At 63.6% G+C, this 14,059-nt stretch carries 14 protein-coding genes and 1 pseudogene; 6 read left to right on the forward strand and 9 right to left on the reverse strand.

Translation table 11 applies throughout. The annotated features are described in order from the left end of the window. Window positions 1-237: 237 nt before the first annotated feature. Together ACQ86E_RS20065 and ACQ86E_RS20070 are read right to left on the reverse strand one after the other, a co-directional pair. The gene (locus ACQ86E_RS20065; protein WP_431201456.1) at window positions 238-1,074 is read right to left on the reverse strand and encodes a DUF2927 domain-containing protein; all 837 of its coding nucleotides are present in this window, start codon (window positions 1,072-1,074) and stop codon (window positions 238-240) included. Window positions 1,075-1,167: 93 nt separating this feature from the next. Then, a complete protein-coding gene (locus ACQ86E_RS20070) occupies window positions 1,168-1,746 on the reverse strand; it encodes a L,D-transpeptidase (RefSeq protein WP_431201457.1) in 579 nt (192 codons plus the stop codon). Between the two features lie 281 nt (window positions 1,747-2,027). On the opposite strand from ACQ86E_RS20070, the pseudogene ACQ86E_RS20075 reads away from it, so the two are divergent. The 3 genes and pseudogenes from ACQ86E_RS20075 (at window position 2,028) to ACQ86E_RS20085 (ending at window position 5,130) form a co-directional block, all read left to right on the forward strand. Next, window positions 2,028-3,574: pseudogene (locus ACQ86E_RS20075) on the forward strand (acetolactate synthase large subunit). 41 nt (window positions 3,575-3,615) lie between these two features. Next, entirely contained in the window at window positions 3,616-4,134 is a 519-nt protein-coding gene (locus ACQ86E_RS20080) for a hypothetical protein (RefSeq protein ID WP_431201458.1), read from the forward strand. 123 nt (window positions 4,135-4,257) lie between these two features. Then, entirely contained in the window at window positions 4,258-5,130 is an 873-nt protein-coding gene (locus ACQ86E_RS20085) for a L,D-transpeptidase (RefSeq protein WP_431201459.1), read from the forward strand. Window positions 5,131-5,192: 62 nt separating this feature from the next. Here the strand turns inward: ACQ86E_RS20085 and ACQ86E_RS20090 are convergent, their stop codons facing one another. The 4 genes from ACQ86E_RS20090 to ACQ86E_RS20105 all read right to left on the reverse strand — a co-directional run bounded on the left by ACQ86E_RS20090 (window position 5,193) and on the right by ACQ86E_RS20105 (window position 8,047). Then, a complete protein-coding gene (locus ACQ86E_RS20090; RefSeq protein ID WP_431201460.1) occupies window positions 5,193-5,720 on the reverse strand; it encodes a hypothetical protein in 528 nt (175 codons plus the stop codon). A 101-nt stretch (window positions 5,721-5,821) separates the two neighbouring features. Further along, entirely contained in the window at window positions 5,822-6,316 is a 495-nt protein-coding gene (locus ACQ86E_RS20095; protein WP_431201461.1) for a DUF302 domain-containing protein, read from the reverse strand. Continuing rightward, the gene (locus ACQ86E_RS20100) at window positions 6,313-7,200 is read right to left on the reverse strand and encodes an alpha/beta fold hydrolase (RefSeq protein WP_431201462.1); all 888 of its coding nucleotides are present in this window, start codon (window positions 7,198-7,200) and stop codon (window positions 6,313-6,315) included. The genes ACQ86E_RS20095 and ACQ86E_RS20100 overlap by 4 nt, the downstream gene beginning before the upstream one ends. 76 nt (window positions 7,201-7,276) lie before the next feature. Next, the gene (locus ACQ86E_RS20105) at window positions 7,277-8,047 is read right to left on the reverse strand and encodes an alpha/beta hydrolase (RefSeq protein WP_431201463.1); all 771 of its coding nucleotides are present in this window, start codon (window positions 8,045-8,047) and stop codon (window positions 7,277-7,279) included. Between the two features lie 213 nt (window positions 8,048-8,260). Between ACQ86E_RS20105 and ACQ86E_RS20110 the strand changes: the two genes are divergently transcribed. Continuing rightward, the gene (locus tag ACQ86E_RS20110) at window positions 8,261-9,223 is read left to right on the forward strand and encodes a cupin domain-containing protein (RefSeq protein ID WP_431201464.1); all 963 of its coding nucleotides are present in this window, start codon (window positions 8,261-8,263) and stop codon (window positions 9,221-9,223) included. Window positions 9,224-9,322: 99 nt separating this feature from the next. Here ACQ86E_RS20110 and ACQ86E_RS20115 read toward each other — a convergent pair whose 3' ends face one another. The 3 genes from ACQ86E_RS20115 to ACQ86E_RS20125 all read right to left on the reverse strand — a co-directional run bounded on the left by ACQ86E_RS20115 (window position 9,323) and on the right by ACQ86E_RS20125 (window position 12,716). Beyond that, complete coding sequence (locus ACQ86E_RS20115) at window positions 9,323-10,861, reverse strand: peroxidase family protein (RefSeq protein ID WP_431201465.1); 1,539 nt, start codon at window positions 10,859-10,861, stop codon at window positions 9,323-9,325. A gap of 423 nt (window positions 10,862-11,284) precedes the next feature. Continuing rightward, entirely contained in the window at window positions 11,285-12,229 is a 945-nt protein-coding gene (locus ACQ86E_RS20120) for a hypothetical protein (RefSeq protein ID WP_431201466.1), read from the reverse strand. 256 nt (window positions 12,230-12,485) lie between these two features. Next, entirely contained in the window at window positions 12,486-12,716 is a 231-nt protein-coding gene (locus ACQ86E_RS20125) for a DUF3551 domain-containing protein (RefSeq protein ID WP_431201467.1), read from the reverse strand. 311 nt (window positions 12,717-13,027) lie between these two features. Here ACQ86E_RS20125 and ACQ86E_RS20130 point away from each other — a divergent pair, with 311 nt between their 5' ends. Together ACQ86E_RS20130 and ACQ86E_RS20135 are read left to right on the forward strand one after the other, a co-directional pair. After that, complete coding sequence (locus ACQ86E_RS20130) at window positions 13,028-13,378, forward strand: hypothetical protein (RefSeq protein WP_431201468.1); 351 nt, start codon at window positions 13,028-13,030, stop codon at window positions 13,376-13,378. 151 nt (window positions 13,379-13,529) lie between these two features. Beyond that, entirely contained in the window at window positions 13,530-14,051 is a 522-nt protein-coding gene (locus ACQ86E_RS20135; protein WP_431201469.1) for a hypothetical protein, read from the forward strand. The last annotated feature ends 8 nt before the right edge of the window (window positions 14,052-14,059 follow it).

Below are 14,059 nucleotides of genomic sequence, written 5' to 3' on the forward strand. Positions count from 1 at the left end.
TGCGAGCGGAGCGAAGCAATCCAGAGTCTTTCCGCAGAGGGATTCTGGATTGCTTCGCTGCGCTCGCAATGACGATGTGGGAGCAACGCGAAAATATATCACCGTCACCCTGAGGTGCTCGCCTCTTTGGCGAGCCTCGAAGGGCGACGGCCCGACTGCTGCATCTCGGCCGCTCATCCTTCGAGGCTCCCCATGGGACGCGTTGCGTCCCATGCCTCGCACCTCAGGATGACGGAACTACTCCTTCAGATCATTCACCCGCCTCACCCACAGCCGCACATCCTTGAGCACTTCGGGCAGCACCGCTTTCACCTCGGCGACGGTCATGCCGGGCTTGATGCGGGGATCGTAGAGCAGGTTCAGGATGTACTGGTCGTAGACGTCGAAATAGCCCATCGAGACGTTGTCGTTGAACATCGTCCACGGCACGCTCGCGGTGTCGTTGATGGGGCCGAGCGATTGCAGCAGCTCCTCATAGGCGCAGTCGAGGAAGGTGAAGTCGCCGTTGTCGACGGTGAGGATGACGTCGGAATGCTCGATCTCGAAATTGTCGTTCTTGCGGAAGCCGGACAGGCATTGCGGATCGAGCGAGGTGCGGATCTCGCGCGCCTTCTCGGCGCCGTAGAAGCTCGAGATGGTGCGGAACAGGTCGCGGTCGCGCACCAGCTTCACCCGGACGTTCGCCGCCTCGTTGGTCTCGATCATGGCGATGTCGAGATGCTGCACGCGCCTGCCGATGTCGGCCACGACCTTGGCCAGCTGCGCCTTGCGATCGGCGCGGTCGCTCTCGGCGAACACGCGCACCGGCGCGTCGAATTTGCGGATGCGGTCGACGCGGCCGGCGAGATGGTATTCGGCGCCGAATGCGGTCTTCAGAAAACCTTCGACGATCTCGCCGTCGGTGAAGCTCTTCTTCTCCGAACGCTGGCGTGCAGCAATCGCAGGCACTTCGCTCGCGACAGCCGTGGATGCGGTGTCAGGCACAGATGCGAACGTTGCGAGCGCCAGCAGGGCGATGCGGAGGGAAGCCGAGGGCGAGTTCAATGCGCTCATCGTGTTGCGACGCTGCCGCATTCGCGCCTTGCGCACAAGTCCACAAATTCACGTGCCCCGCGGGTTCCTAACCTCTCCCGCTTGCGGGAGAGGGAGCCCTCCGCTCGCGTGGCTCTAGTTGTTCAGGACGACCACGGTGGTGCCGACCCCGACGCGGCCGTAGAGGTCGCTGACGTCGTCATTGGTCATGCGGAAACAGCCCGAGGAGACTGCCTGACCGATCGTCTCCGGCTCGTTGGAGCCGTGGATGCGGTAGAGCGTCGAGCCCAGATACATGGCGCGCGCACCGAGCGGGTTGTCGACGCCGCCCTTCATGTGGCGCGGCAGGTCCGGCCGGCGGGCCAGCATCTGCGACGGCGGCGTCCAATCCGGCCACTCCTTCTTGGCGGTGATCTTGTGCACCCCGCCCCAGCGGAAGCCGTCGCGGCCGACGCCGATGCCGTAGCGCAGCGCCTGCCCGTTCTGCAGCACCAGATACAGCCGACGCTCGGACGTGTTCACCACGATCGTGCCGGGGGCGTAGTTGCCGTTATACATGACGGTGGTGCGGGGGACCGGATTGGCGCTGGAGCGGAAGAAGTTCGGGCCACCGCCCATGATGTCGCGCGAGTCGAACTCTTCAGCAAGCGCGCCGCCCGCAATGGCCGACAGCAATGCGATGGCGGCAATCGGCGCGGCAAAAAACCGGATCATTGTTTCCCCCAGCAAAAATCGATTCAACTAAGGCCACAGGCCATATTTGCGGGCTTTTCGCAAGCCACGGCCCCGTGAGGCAGGTCCCCTGCGAGGAGGCCATGCTTAACGATTGGCTTTACCAGATCGGCAACCGCGCCAATCTGCCGAAAATCATTAGCCAAACCCGCGCGTCGCCGCGCGGGGCAGGGCCGCAACGGCCGCTATTGCTTTGACGAGACCAGCGAACAATGATTGATCGGACGGATCATTTGAAAATTGCCGGTTGCAGGAGCTTTGGGATGAACGGTGCGGAAAGCCTGGTGCGGACGATGGTCAAGGGTGGGGTGGACATCTGCTTCTCCAACCCGGGGACCTCCGAGATGCATTTTGTCGCAGCGCTCGACCGTGTGCCGGGCATGCGCTGCGTGCTCGGCCTGTTCGAGGGCGTGGTGACCGGCGCTGCCGACGGCTATTACCGCATGAAGGGCACGCCTGCCTCGACGCTGCTGCATCTCGGCCCCGGCCTCGCCAATGGCCTTGCCAATCTGCACAATGCCAAGAAGGCGAATTCCGGCATCGTCAACATCGTCGGCCAGCATGCCGTCTACCACATCGGCTACAACGCGCCGCTCACCTCCGACATCGAGGGCCTTGCCCGCCCGATGTCGTCCTGGGTCCGTACCTCGCCGGATTCCAAATCGGTCGCCGCCGACGGGGCCGCGGCGATCGCCGCCGCCAAGAGCGCGCCGGGGCAGATCGCGACCCTCATTTTGCCCGCCGACACCGCCTGGAACGAGGCCGACGGTATCGCCGAGGTGCCGGCCGAGCAGCAGCGCGCGAGCTATTCGCCGCAGGCGGTCGAGCAGGCCGCGAAGATCCTGCACGGTGACGGCGAGGGCACGTTGCTGCTGATGACCGGCAGCGCGCTCTCCGAGCAGGGCCTGGCGCTGGCCGAGCGCATCGCAGCCAAGACCGGCTGCACCGTGATGGGCCCGACCTTCCGTCCCAGGATGGCGCGCGGCCGCGGCCGTTACTCGATCGACCGCATCCACTATGTCATCGATCAGGCGCTGCCGATGCTGGCGAAGTTCCGTCACATCGTCCTGGTCGAGTCCGACGATCCCGTGGCGTTCTTCGCCTATCCGAACAAGCCCAGCGTGTTGCGGCCCGAAGGCTGCGACGTGCATCGCATGACGTCGTGGGGGAGAATTCGGTCGCAGCGCTCGACGCGCTCGCCGGCGCCGTGAAGGCCAGCGCCAGCGATGTCAAGCCGCAGGCATTGCAGGAACTGGTCAAGCCGACCGGTGCGTTGACCCACGCCTCGATCGCGCAGGCGATTGCCTACGCGATCCCCGAGAACGCGATCATGGTCGACGAGTCCCTGACCACCGGCCGCGCCTTCTTCCCGCCGACCGCGGCCGCCGCACCGCACGACTGGCTCCAGAACATGGGCGGCTCGATCGGCTTCTCCACGCCGCTCTCGATCGGCGCCGCGATCGCCTGTCCGGACCGCAAGGTGATCTGCATGGTCGGCGACGGCAGCGCGATGTACACGATCCAGTCGCTGTGGACGCAGGCTAGAGAAAACCTCAATATCGTCACCATCGTGTTCGCCAATCGCATCTACCAGATTCTGCGCGGCGAGTTCGACAATGTCGGCGCCGGCGAGCCCGGCCAGCGCGCCAACGACATGCTCCGGCTCGACCGTCCGACGCTCGATTTCGTCGCGCTGGCAAAGGGCATGGGCGTGCCCGGCCGCGCCGTCACCAATGCGGACGAGTTCAACAAGGCGCTGGCCGAAGCCGTCGCCGAGCCGGGTCCGCGACTGATCGAAGTCCAGATGTAGGCGCGCTGCAAAAAGCGGAGTGCCGAAGGCCCGGAGGCGACATGCAGACCGAGCTGAACAAGGTGATCGCGGCGCTCCGGGAGTTCTACGCCCACGAAGGATTTCTGTTCGAGAAGGACATCGGCGAGCGTGCGATCACGCACCGCTTCGCCGTCCATCTCGAGCGGCAGTTTTCGGGCTGGGCGGTCGATTGCAACTACGACCGGCTCGGCGAGCGCACGCTGCATCTGCCGCACGGCACCATCATCTCGACCGACGATCATCTCGGCAAGTCGATCTACCCCGATGTCGTCGTGCATCAGCGCGAGATCCCGAACAATTTGCTCAGTGTCGAGATCCGCAAGGCGAGCAATCACACCTCGCTCGAGCACGACCAGCACAAGCTGCGCGCTCTGACCGATCCGGATGTCTGGTTCGCCTACTGGATCGGCGTGCTGCTGGTGCTGGACAGGCAGCATGTGACGATGTCGGAAGTCTATGTCAGCGGCAGCCTCGATCAGCCGCTGTCGCTGTGGTTCGCGGCGCGGCTCGCGGAGAACGGTCTCGCGGCCACGCGTTAGCGCGAAGCGCTCGCTGCCACTTGGCGTTAACCATCGCCAACGGTTCCAGTCCGAACCCATTCGCTTCGAAGTTTCTTAAATGTTGCTGGTTACCTCTTCAGGCATGGTGACCTGGGGAAACACATGAGCAAGCGGCCCAAGCGCGGAAAGGCAAAGGCAGACACGTTCGCGCTACCCATGGTCGCGAGAGTTGCGATCGGCGCCGTCGCCATCGCTGCATTGGGCTACGGCTTGCTGTCCGGACCGATGAGCGTGCAAACGACGCGAAAGCCGTCCGCGCGCGAAGCCCAGGCGTCGTCAACGCCGGTTTACGTGGCACCACCTGTCCGCGTCGCAGCGCCGGCTCCGGTTCCTGCCCCGGTTCCAGCCCCCGCGCCTCTGGTCGAACCGCCAAAAGCCGCCGATGGTCCCGGCGCATTGGTTCGGCAGGTGGTCGACTATGCCAGCCGCCAGACGCCGGGCACCGTGATCATCGATACCAAGAACACGTTTCTCTATTTCGTTCTGAACGACACGCAGGCCCTGCGCTACGGCATCGGTGTCGGCCGCGAAGGGTTCACATGGTCCGGTGAGCAGACCGTGGCCCGCAAGGCGGAATGGCCGGATTGGCATCCGCCCGTGGAGATGATTGGGCGTCAGCCTTATCTGCCGCGCTTCATGGCAGGCGGACCCGGCAATCCGCTCGGCGCCCGGGCAATGTATCTCGGCGACACCGAATATCGCATTCACGGCACCAACAACCCCGATACGATCGGGAAGAAGGTTTCGTCCGGCTGCATCCGGCTGACCAATGACGACGTCACGGACCTCTATGACCGGGTGAAAGTCGGAGCCAAAGTGATCGTGCTTCCGGCAACCGCCACCCGCCGGCCATTCCAGCCGGCGCCGGCCGACGCCGCTTTCCGATTGCCGGACCCGGCATCGCTGCCGAAACGGCTCTCGGCGGCTAACGCGCAGATGCCTTCAGCGGGAGCGAAGGTCGCCGAGGCGAGATAACTCAGCCCTCCGTCCTCGGCGTGCAGCCGAGGCGTCGGTTCCGAACAAGCGACGCTTTGCGCCTAACCCTTCGCGGCGGGTACGGGCGGGACCGGCAGGATGATTTCTGACGCGACTTTCCAGTCGCTCCCGACGCGAAGCCAATTGATGATCATCAGAAAAGGCTTCGCTGTCCCATCCTGCCCTGCATAAGAGACCGTGATGTTCATCGGGACGTAGGACTCGGCGACGTCGCGCGTCAGGCCGACAACCCTGAGCTTCGCATAATCCGGCTCGAGCACGACCGGACCGGAGCTGCCGATATCATGCAGCTTTTGATCGATCGCTTCGTTGCCCCAGAAGCCGGCCCAGTTTCCTTCGGACGGGATCGCGCTCTTGGCGACCAGCAGGGCCGAGGGTGATTGCCAGAACATCTCATGCAGGGCCTTGAAATCGTGCTTGTTGGCCAATTCCATCAGCCTGCCGAACTTCGATTTGATCGCGCCGAGTGTCGCAGCATCCAGCGGCTGTTTGCTGACGGCAGGAGCGGCCGCGACGGCCCCGGTGAAAAGAGTCGCGGCAGTGACGGTGGCGACAAGTGTCTTGTACATGCAGGAATTTCCGTTTCAATGGTCGGCTTGCGTCATGACGACGTCAGTCGCGACGTCGTGAGTTACCCACGTCAATCGGACAGAGACGTCATCACGACGTTTCAGTTTGCGCATTCGCTCAGCAAGGTCGTGATTTTCGTATCGAGCTTCCTGGCGACGGCAAGGGCTTCCGGGCTGCCATAATGCAGCAGATAACTCTCCATTTTGTCGTAGGAGACGTGCACGCCATCGGGACGCTCATCAATGAGCACCGTGACGGGAGCATAGGACCCAGCATCCGGCACGTGCTTGACCATCTCTTTCATGATGAGTGGATTGCCGACCACAAGCCGTATGATCCTGGGTGTGCTGGATCCGGCTTCGCGACGCAGAATGTCGCCCAGGTCGAATTCCGCGAAGAGCATGAGGTCCGTCCGGCCAAGGCCGCGTCGTACGACGCGCTCCAGGTCAGCGAAGGAATTCGTCGCCCGCGTCTCCTTGAAAAATTCGACCATGTTGGGTTGCCCGACCGCCGACTTCAACGCGGCGACGACAGCGTCGAATGGTTTCGAGCTGGTGAGGCTGAAACGCTCGACTTCGACTTGAGCGATTGTCATTTGTCCTCCGTAACAGCCGCCGGCTGTGCATCCAGGAAGGTCAGGACGTGGCTGACGAACGTCTCGTGGTACTGAAACAGAGCGCCGTGCCCTGAATCGGGATAGAGGATCAGCTGAGCGTTGCCGAGTTCCCTGGACATCGCGTAGGCGTTGTTCGCGGGCAGCATGGTGTCGTGGCTGCCGCTGACCACAAGAGCGGGTTGGCGGATGGCGTGCAGAATGGCGTGCGCGGGGTCGGGTGTGGCGCACCAGGTGATCAGCGCCTTGGCCTGCGGATCGGTGACCGCGCTGCCGTTATCGGTGTCCCGATCGTCCTTGCGCACCTTGGTCCGCTTCAGGAACGCCAGGCCGGACGATCGGCTGGCGGACGAATTCGTGAAGAACAGCGGCAGGCGCGGGTCCGGCACATCGGTCTGGGAGAACGCCTGCTGGAGAACCGCGAGCAGGTGTTCCTCTCCGCCTTTCGGCGCGGTGCCGACGAGGATGAGCTTGCGGACCAGCCGTTGGTGCTCGGCGGCGATCAGTTGGGCGACGCAGCCGCCGAGAGAAAAGCCCAGCAGGTCGACCTCGGAAAAGCCGAGCAGATTGATGAAGGCAACGGCATCTCTCGCCATCTCCGCGATGTTGTCAGGCGTTTGCCCCGTCGAGCGACCGACCCCGGCGTTGTCGAACGCGATGACGGGACGATCGGCGGCGAGGGCGTTGACGACGGCGGGATCCCAAGCATCGATATTGCCCGAGAAGTGCTGCAGCAGAACCAGCGGCGTTCCGTTGGCGGGGCCGAGGCGACGATAGGCGAAGCGGATTCCGTGGCCTTCGATGTATCGGGTTGGTGCCGTTTCGAGCGTGGCGACGTCCTCGCTCGCGATGTCGATTTGAGTCATGTCATCCTCCGGATGTCTGGCTTGAAATGGTCGAGCGGTGCGTGCTCCCGGTGCGCAAGCGCCGGGAGCGGTACCGTCACTTCGCGAGCGCGGCCTTCTCGATGACCTCGGCGACGTCCTTCGCGTGAACCACCAGCGAGGCATGGCTGCCGGCGACTTCCGTCGTCTGGGCCTTCATCCTCGTCGCGAAGAATTTCTGCGCATCGGGTGCGATGACCTTGTCCTTCGTGGTGACGACATAGAATGTCGGCTTGTCGCGCCAGGCCGCAATGCTGACGGGTGCCTCGAACGCCACGTGGTTGAGCGGCAGTTGCGAGTTGGCGAGGTGCTCGGCGATCTCCGGAGGAAGGTCAGCCGCCACCGCCGACGGAAACACTTTTGGGTCAATGTACAGATTGGCCTTCGCGTCGGGATGGATCGCGCTGCCGCCTTCGGTCGGCGGGCCGGCCTTGGCCAGCGACGCCAGGGATTCTCCGACCTCGGGCGCGAAGGCGGAGACATAGACCAGCGCCGAAACCTTGGGATCGTTGCCGGCTTGCGTGATCACCACGCCGCCCCAGGAGTGACCGACCAGAACGGTCCGGCCGTCCTGCTTGGCGAGCGCCTGTTTGGTCGCATCGACGTCGGCGTCGAGCGAGGTGAGCGGATTTTCCACGAGCGTGACGTTGTAGCCCTTCTTCGTGAGAATATCGGCAACCGGTTTCCAGCTCGTTTGGTCCACGAAAGCGCCGTGCACGAGCACGATGTTGTGGGCCGCGCCCTTGGGCAGTTCGGCGGAATTGGCGGAGCCGACCAAAGTCGTTCCGGCCAGGAGCACGGTGGCGGCTGAAAGGAGGATATTTCGCATCGATTATTCCTGTTGGCGTTTGGGACGAAATGAGGTCCGGGAGCGAATGGACGGGCGTTTTCAGGTCGCGGTTCTTCCACTCGCCGTGGGCGAATGGTTGCCGCACGTGACGTCGGCCCGCCGCGACCTGACGTAGGGCGCGGGCTTTTCGGTCAACAGGCATCAATCGTCCGGATGTTGTGTCCGATCGTCCACCGGACTAGCTTCGGCGGCATGGATATCCTCGCCCAGGTGCTCGATCGCGTTCGTCTCGGTGGGACGCTTCTGTTCCACTTCGAGCTCGGCCATCCCTGGAATCTGGCGCTGCCGGCGCGCCCCTATGCGCTGTTTCATTATCTCAGCCGGGGCACCGCGACGCTCGCGCTCGAACAGGGACAGGAAATCCAGATGACCGAGGGCGATTTCGTCGTGATCACACGCGGCGAGCCCCATGTGTTTTATTCGGATCGCCGGGCCAAGCCTTTGCAGATCAAGGATATCGATCGATCGTCGCCACGTCTGGGCGTCGTTCGTCACGGCGGCCGTGCAAAGCCGCTCTCGACGATGATCTGCGGCAATTTCACGGTGTCGCGGCCGCTGTTTGGCAGCGTGCTGGAGCTGCTTCCGCCCGTGCTCCTGCTCAAGCCGACGGCGGATGGTGGCTGGCTCGAAGCCATCCTGCGCCGCATGGTCAGCGAGTCAGCGCTCGAGCGTCCTGGCCAAAGCGTCGCGCTCTCACGATTGACGGAAGTGCTGTTTGTCGAGGTGCTCCGAAGCTGGATCGCGTCCCTCAGTCCCGGACAAGGCGGTTGGCTCGGGGCCATATCGGACCCGCATATCGGACCGGCGCTCAAGTTGATCCACGAAAACCCGGAACGGCCCTGGACGCTCAGCGATCTCGGCCAGCGCGTGGGGCTTGGCCGCTCGGTATTTTCCGCCCGTTTCACCAGGCTCGTTGGCCAGTCCATGCACCGCTATGTGATCGAACGCCGGATGGCGCAAGCGGCGTTCCTGCTCGAAACCAGCGATGAGCCGATCGCGCGGATTGCGAGCCAGGTCGGTTACGAGACGGCCGCGGCGTTTTCAAAACTGTTCCACCGGCATCATGGATCGTCGCCCGGCCGCTACCGGGCCGCGCGATATATGGAAGCAAGCCACCTGCAACCGGACGGTTCGGCAGCAACAGTTTCCGATTGATCTCGAGCGAGCGCGCTGCCGGCTCGCCGTCATGGCGAAGCGGGCCACAGGGCCGCTCGCACGACGCGAGCGGCCCTTGTCTCATCTCACATCACCCGTTCAGTGCAGCGGATCGCCTTGTCCCAGCGCGTAGGCGACGAGGTCCTTCAACGCGAAGTTCGCCCCGGTCACCGGCGCCCATTGAGGGTCGAGCGACAGCACGGAGGAATTATCGCCGAACATCATGCCGAGGAAGACTTCGGCGACGATGCGGCCGCCGACGGGGCCGAGTTGCGGTGTGTTGATTCCGCCGGCCGGCGCGCCGCTGGCCGGGATCGTCACCGCGATCTGGAACTGCCTGGCCTCCGCGAGGATGTAGGCCCAGAGCGGACAATTGCCGGCGAACACACCGTTGGCGATGTTTGCGATCTTGGTCTGTGGATCGCCCGCGCCGGGCTCGTCGACCGCCTTGCCGATGATGATCTGATCGTCAGTCAGTGGCGTCAGGTTCATCGCTCTCGCCACGGCCTGTCCGGACGGCAGGCCGAGCCGCCAGCTGCGTTCGAGGTTGCGCAGCGCCAGCGACGATGGATTGGACGCGACCTCCGGCGGCAGCTTGCGCAGCGGGTCGACCAGCGAGGCATCGATGCGATAGGCGAATTGCAGCCGCCGCTTGTTGTCGGGATTGGTGTCGTCGTCCTCGACGCCGTAGGCGCGCGAGTCGAGATCGATGAAGCGACCCCAATCCATGGCGCGTCCCGGACCCATGGCGCGGAAGCCGGTCAGCGCGTTGTGATCGGGGTTGTTCGGATCGGGGAAGATCTGCAGCAGCATGTTGTCCGCATCGTTCAGCCGGTAGCCGGGGCGGATCATGGAGTGACCGAGCCGGTAGGCCGCGACCGAGAACTCGACCGGCATGAACGGAAAGGTCTTCCAGTGGTAATAGGCGAGCTTGCCGCGGTCATACTGGCCCGCGGTCTTCAGCGCGTCCAGCACGCTGGCGTGGACGATGCGCGGCAGGAAATCGTTCAGCACGACGTATTGATAGTGGAAGCGGACGCGCTGCTGCACCTCCTCGAACGACAGGCTGTCATTGTCGTCGACCATTCGGTTGTGAAAGCGCAGCATCAGGGCTTGGAACTGCGACACGATGCTGTTCTCGTCGTTGCGGGGATCGCCGATCAGCGCGCGGCCCTTGAAGCGCGGCAGGTCGCTGGCATCGGCGACGCCCGCGCCGGTCAGCTTCTCGCCGAGCCGGAACTTGATGCCGTCATACATGTAAGGCTGGTCGTTCGGACCGCGGCCGTAGAGATTGTCGAGGTCGAGCGACGGGGTGCGGAAGTCGACGAGCCCGTCGGGATCCTGCTGCTTGGTCAGCGAGCTGACCGGATCGAACGTGATGTCGTGGTCGATGAACTGGCCGAAATAGGTGTAGAGCGAAGGAATGCCGCTCTCCTCCGCGTCCGGCCCGTCCTTCGGACCATCGAAGCCGGCGATCATCTTGTCGGCGAGCGCCGAAAGATTCGCGACGTTGTTGGCATCGTTCGAGCCGAATTTGGCCGGTGCGAGATTGCGGAACATGCGGCCGAAGCGGCCCTGGGAAAGAGACGAGCGCGTAGCGTTCAGACCGCGCGGAACGATGGCGTGGCGGCTGCTCATGAAGAACCTCCCTGAAAAAATCCAGATAAAAGAGATCGGGCTAAAGTTTCTTGCGCTGGCATTTGCAGCCTAGGCGCGATACCGGCTGCCACGCGCGAGATGGATCACAATTGCCCGGGATCAACGATTTTTCGGAGGAGGCGCTCTGCGAGCAAGCTACGGGGGGCTTTGCAAATTTTTCCCCGAAGCCATCATCGATAACATTCTCGTCATCGACCGGCGGAGGAATATTCACCAGGCTGTGCTCGCGGTAGATCGTCTTCCCGCAGGATCGTAGCGACGTGTGCGACGTGCACGGTGACGCATGTCGGGTTCGCCTACACGATCGGCGTGTTGCTGGTGCTGGATAGAGCCGGCGTCATGTTGGGGCGCCGGCCAACAGCGCGTGCTTGCGGGTGTCGGCGAGAGTCCAGGCTTGCCCGGTCAGAACTTGAAGCTGCTTTGGATGAAGGTGCCGTATCGGTCGACCTGATAGGTCTGGGCCTGGCCCGCTCCGCCGCCTGCAGGCTCGGTGAAGTCGTTGATTCCGGTGTGCCAGTACCGGGCGCCAATTCCGATATTTGCGTTGGGCGTAATGGCGTAGGACATCACCGTCTCGAGCTGAAAGCCATGGCCGTACCCGCGAGAGGGTTCAGTGCCGAAGGTAAAGAAGTGCGTGTCGAAAGCTCTCACGTCGGAATAGGTGTAGGCGGCGTCGACCGTCAGCTTGAGTGCCGGCGTAAACCAGAGATCGGCCACGGCGCCCGCGCGTGCGGTGTGCAGGATGTCGCGCTCGGTGATGACCTTGACGCTGCCGGCGAGGGCGCCGGCGCCTTCGCAGATCTGGCCGCCAGGCTCGGTCTGTCGACAGCCCCATGCATCGGCCAGTTCGGCGCGGTAATGGTAGCCGACGAAGCCACCCAGACGAAGGCGCGGCTGCGCATCGACGGGGTGGGACTCGTAGAATGAATAGCCGATATCGAGATTGGCGTAGGCCAGGGATCCGCGCGTCTGGCTCTCCGTCTTCGTGTACGGCCCGTTGAAGAACGGCGGAAAATCCTCGTCGTTCATGGTGCCGCCCGTGATGCCTCCATAGCCACCGTAGCCCTTCACGAAGAACTTCGTGGGGCTGTCGATCCGGAAGAAAACCTCTCCCGAATGCGTGCTCATGTTGTGATAGTCGAGCCTCGAGATAACAGGGGAAGATCTCGCGCCGGTGGTGTGCAAATCGTAAGCCGTGCGGCCGATGCTGTACCAGTACCGTGCGCCGACCTCGATCTGCCAAAGACTGGGCGGCTCGTAAGTGACGGCCTTGATCGGCAGATCGGCCGCGATTGCCGGAGCGGTGAGCAGGAAGAGCCCGGATGCGATGAATGCTGCCTTGTGCACGACGACGTCCTTGGCTTGCCTGTCATGATGCCCTGCGAATCGGAATGAGCATCCTGCTGCCAATTGTCATCACTCGCCGGAACGGGACAATCCACGGCCGCGAGCGCGCAGCCTGTTCGCGTCCAGTTGTGACAAGTTGGCACCACCCGGGAGGCGCTCACGCCGATGTGGCTTCACCTCCGGGCCCTGAGCCTTGGTCCGCCTCGCGAGCGGCGTGCGCTATCCCGCACGCCGCGTGTTCTCGGCCGGCGTCTCGTCAGTAGGCGCGCTGCGAATACGCGTAGCGCGGATTGACGCCGCAATAGGCCGACGTGCCCGAGGCCGTGGCCTGACACTGTTGGTAGCTCGCGAACTGGCAGTTGCCGGGATAGCCCCACATGCGGCCTTGCAGGCAGTACCTGTCGTTGGCGGCCTGGGCCTGGGTTGCCGGGAGCGTCGCGGCGATCAGGGCCGCGAACGATGCGAGGGTGAGGATGGTGCGACGCATGTCGGTCTCCTTCGGGAGTGTGTGCAAGAACGCTGGGGTACAAGAACGCTTGAGGACAAGAACGTTGAATGAGGAACATCAGCCCAGTCCGTGTGTTCCAGGGCGAGCCCGACACTTTGTCGTGCTTGTCTTGGTGTCTGCAGTGGGCGCGGGGTTCGACATGCGTCTATGATGACGCAAGCCGCGGGGAGCTATGTGATCTCGGCCACAGTTCTCGGCCGGCTTCCGCCCTATCGTGCTCGGACTTGAACAATTCGATCCCGGGGCCGACGCTTTGCCTCATTCGGGATCAGGTCATTTTGGAGGTTTTGATGCAAAAATCATACGTGCTGGCTGCGACCGCAGCGCTGGCGCTTCTCATGCAGACACCGTTCGCGCTGGCGCAGACCGCGCCGGCCGCCGGAGCAACGGCGGCGCCCGCGGCGACAAATTCTGCGCCGGCCGCGACGTCCACGCCGACAAATGCGGCGCCGGCCGCAACCACCGACACCTCGAGCCAGCCGACCGACTCCAAAAAGAGCGCGTCGAAGAAGCAGCCGAAGAAGAAGATGACCCGGCAGCAGGAGATCGATCATTCGGTCGACAGCGGCACCGTGCCGGCACGCTACCGCAGCTCGGTGCCCAAGCAGTACCAGCAATATATTCCGTTCGATAAGCAGTGACGGATTGCACGGCGGTGCGGTGTGACCAGACGCCGCGCCGTCGATGTCATTAAGGAGCCCAAAGACGGCTTGGCCAGGCGGGCGCTGACCACACATAGGTTGTGGCGGCCCGCCGGAGCGGTGCTAGAACAGGCCGAAGCTGGGGGAGATAATGAGTGACGACGTGAAGGATGCTGGCCTGGTGGCCATGATCAGCAGCATCCTGGGTGGCAACAAGCGCGCAGATACCATCGCACCGCCGCCGCTGACCGAGGTTCCACCGACGGCGCCGAGCAACGGCTTCGAGCAGGTCGCGGTCTCCATCCCCGATGAGGCCGAGTCTGAGGATACTGGTCCCCGAAATGCTTCCTCCGAGAACGTCCCCAGTGCCACGCCGGCCGCCGCGATGCCGGTTGAAAAGCCGGTCGAGCCTCCGCCTAAAATCGCCACGACCCCGGACGGCAGGCAATTGCTGCCCGCGGACGCGATTGCCGATCTCGTGCTCGGCGAGCTGCGCAAGCTGGAGGATTTTCCGGCGACCGGCGCGTCCGTCACGGTCTACGGTTACCGGCACTGGAACGCGATGATCACCTTCGCGCCGTTCTCGACCAGTTTCCCCAACGCGACCCGGTTCCGCCAAGCCCTGCCGGATATCGTGTTCAAGCTGCGCCGCTTCGTCGAACTTGAGGTATAGTCCGCACC

This window comes from Bradyrhizobium betae, from assembly GCF_050632175.1.
GTDB classification, from domain to species: domain Bacteria; phylum Pseudomonadota; class Alphaproteobacteria; order Rhizobiales; family Xanthobacteraceae; genus Bradyrhizobium; species Bradyrhizobium betae_B.

What these genes read in the sequence shown, in the direction of transcription:
- ACQ86E_RS20065 (WP_431201456.1), bottom strand. Translation starts at nt 1,074, where the DNA reads ATGCGGCAGCGTCGCAACACGATGAGCGCATTGAACTCGCCCTCGGCT.
- ACQ86E_RS20070 (WP_431201457.1), bottom strand. Translation starts at nt 1,746, where the DNA reads ATGATCCGGTTTTTTGCCGCGCCGATTGCCGCCATCGCATTGCTGTCG.
- ACQ86E_RS20080 (WP_431201458.1), top strand. Translation starts at nt 3,616, where the DNA reads ATGCAGACCGAGCTGAACAAGGTGATCGCGGCGCTCCGGGAGTTCTAC.
- ACQ86E_RS20085 (WP_431201459.1), top strand. Translation starts at nt 4,258, where the DNA reads ATGAGCAAGCGGCCCAAGCGCGGAAAGGCAAAGGCAGACACGTTCGCG.
- ACQ86E_RS20090 (WP_431201460.1), bottom strand. Translation starts at nt 5,720, where the DNA reads ATGTACAAGACACTTGTCGCCACCGTCACTGCCGCGACTCTTTTCACC.
- ACQ86E_RS20095 (WP_431201461.1), bottom strand. Translation starts at nt 6,316, where the DNA reads ATGACAATCGCTCAAGTCGAAGTCGAGCGTTTCAGCCTCACCAGCTCG.
- ACQ86E_RS20100 (WP_431201462.1), bottom strand. Translation starts at nt 7,200, where the DNA reads ATGACTCAAATCGACATCGCGAGCGAGGACGTCGCCACGCTCGAAACG.
- ACQ86E_RS20105 (WP_431201463.1), bottom strand. Translation starts at nt 8,047, where the DNA reads ATGCGAAATATCCTCCTTTCAGCCGCCACCGTGCTCCTGGCCGGAACG.
- ACQ86E_RS20110 (WP_431201464.1), top strand. Translation starts at nt 8,261, where the DNA reads ATGGATATCCTCGCCCAGGTGCTCGATCGCGTTCGTCTCGGTGGGACG.
- ACQ86E_RS20115 (WP_431201465.1), bottom strand. Translation starts at nt 10,861, where the DNA reads ATGAGCAGCCGCCACGCCATCGTTCCGCGCGGTCTGAACGCTACGCGC.
- ACQ86E_RS20125 (WP_431201467.1), bottom strand. Translation starts at nt 12,716, where the DNA reads ATGCGTCGCACCATCCTCACCCTCGCATCGTTCGCGGCCCTGATCGCC.
- ACQ86E_RS20130 (WP_431201468.1), top strand. Translation starts at nt 13,028, where the DNA reads ATGCAAAAATCATACGTGCTGGCTGCGACCGCAGCGCTGGCGCTTCTC.
- ACQ86E_RS20135 (WP_431201469.1), top strand. Translation starts at nt 13,530, where the DNA reads ATGAGTGACGACGTGAAGGATGCTGGCCTGGTGGCCATGATCAGCAGC.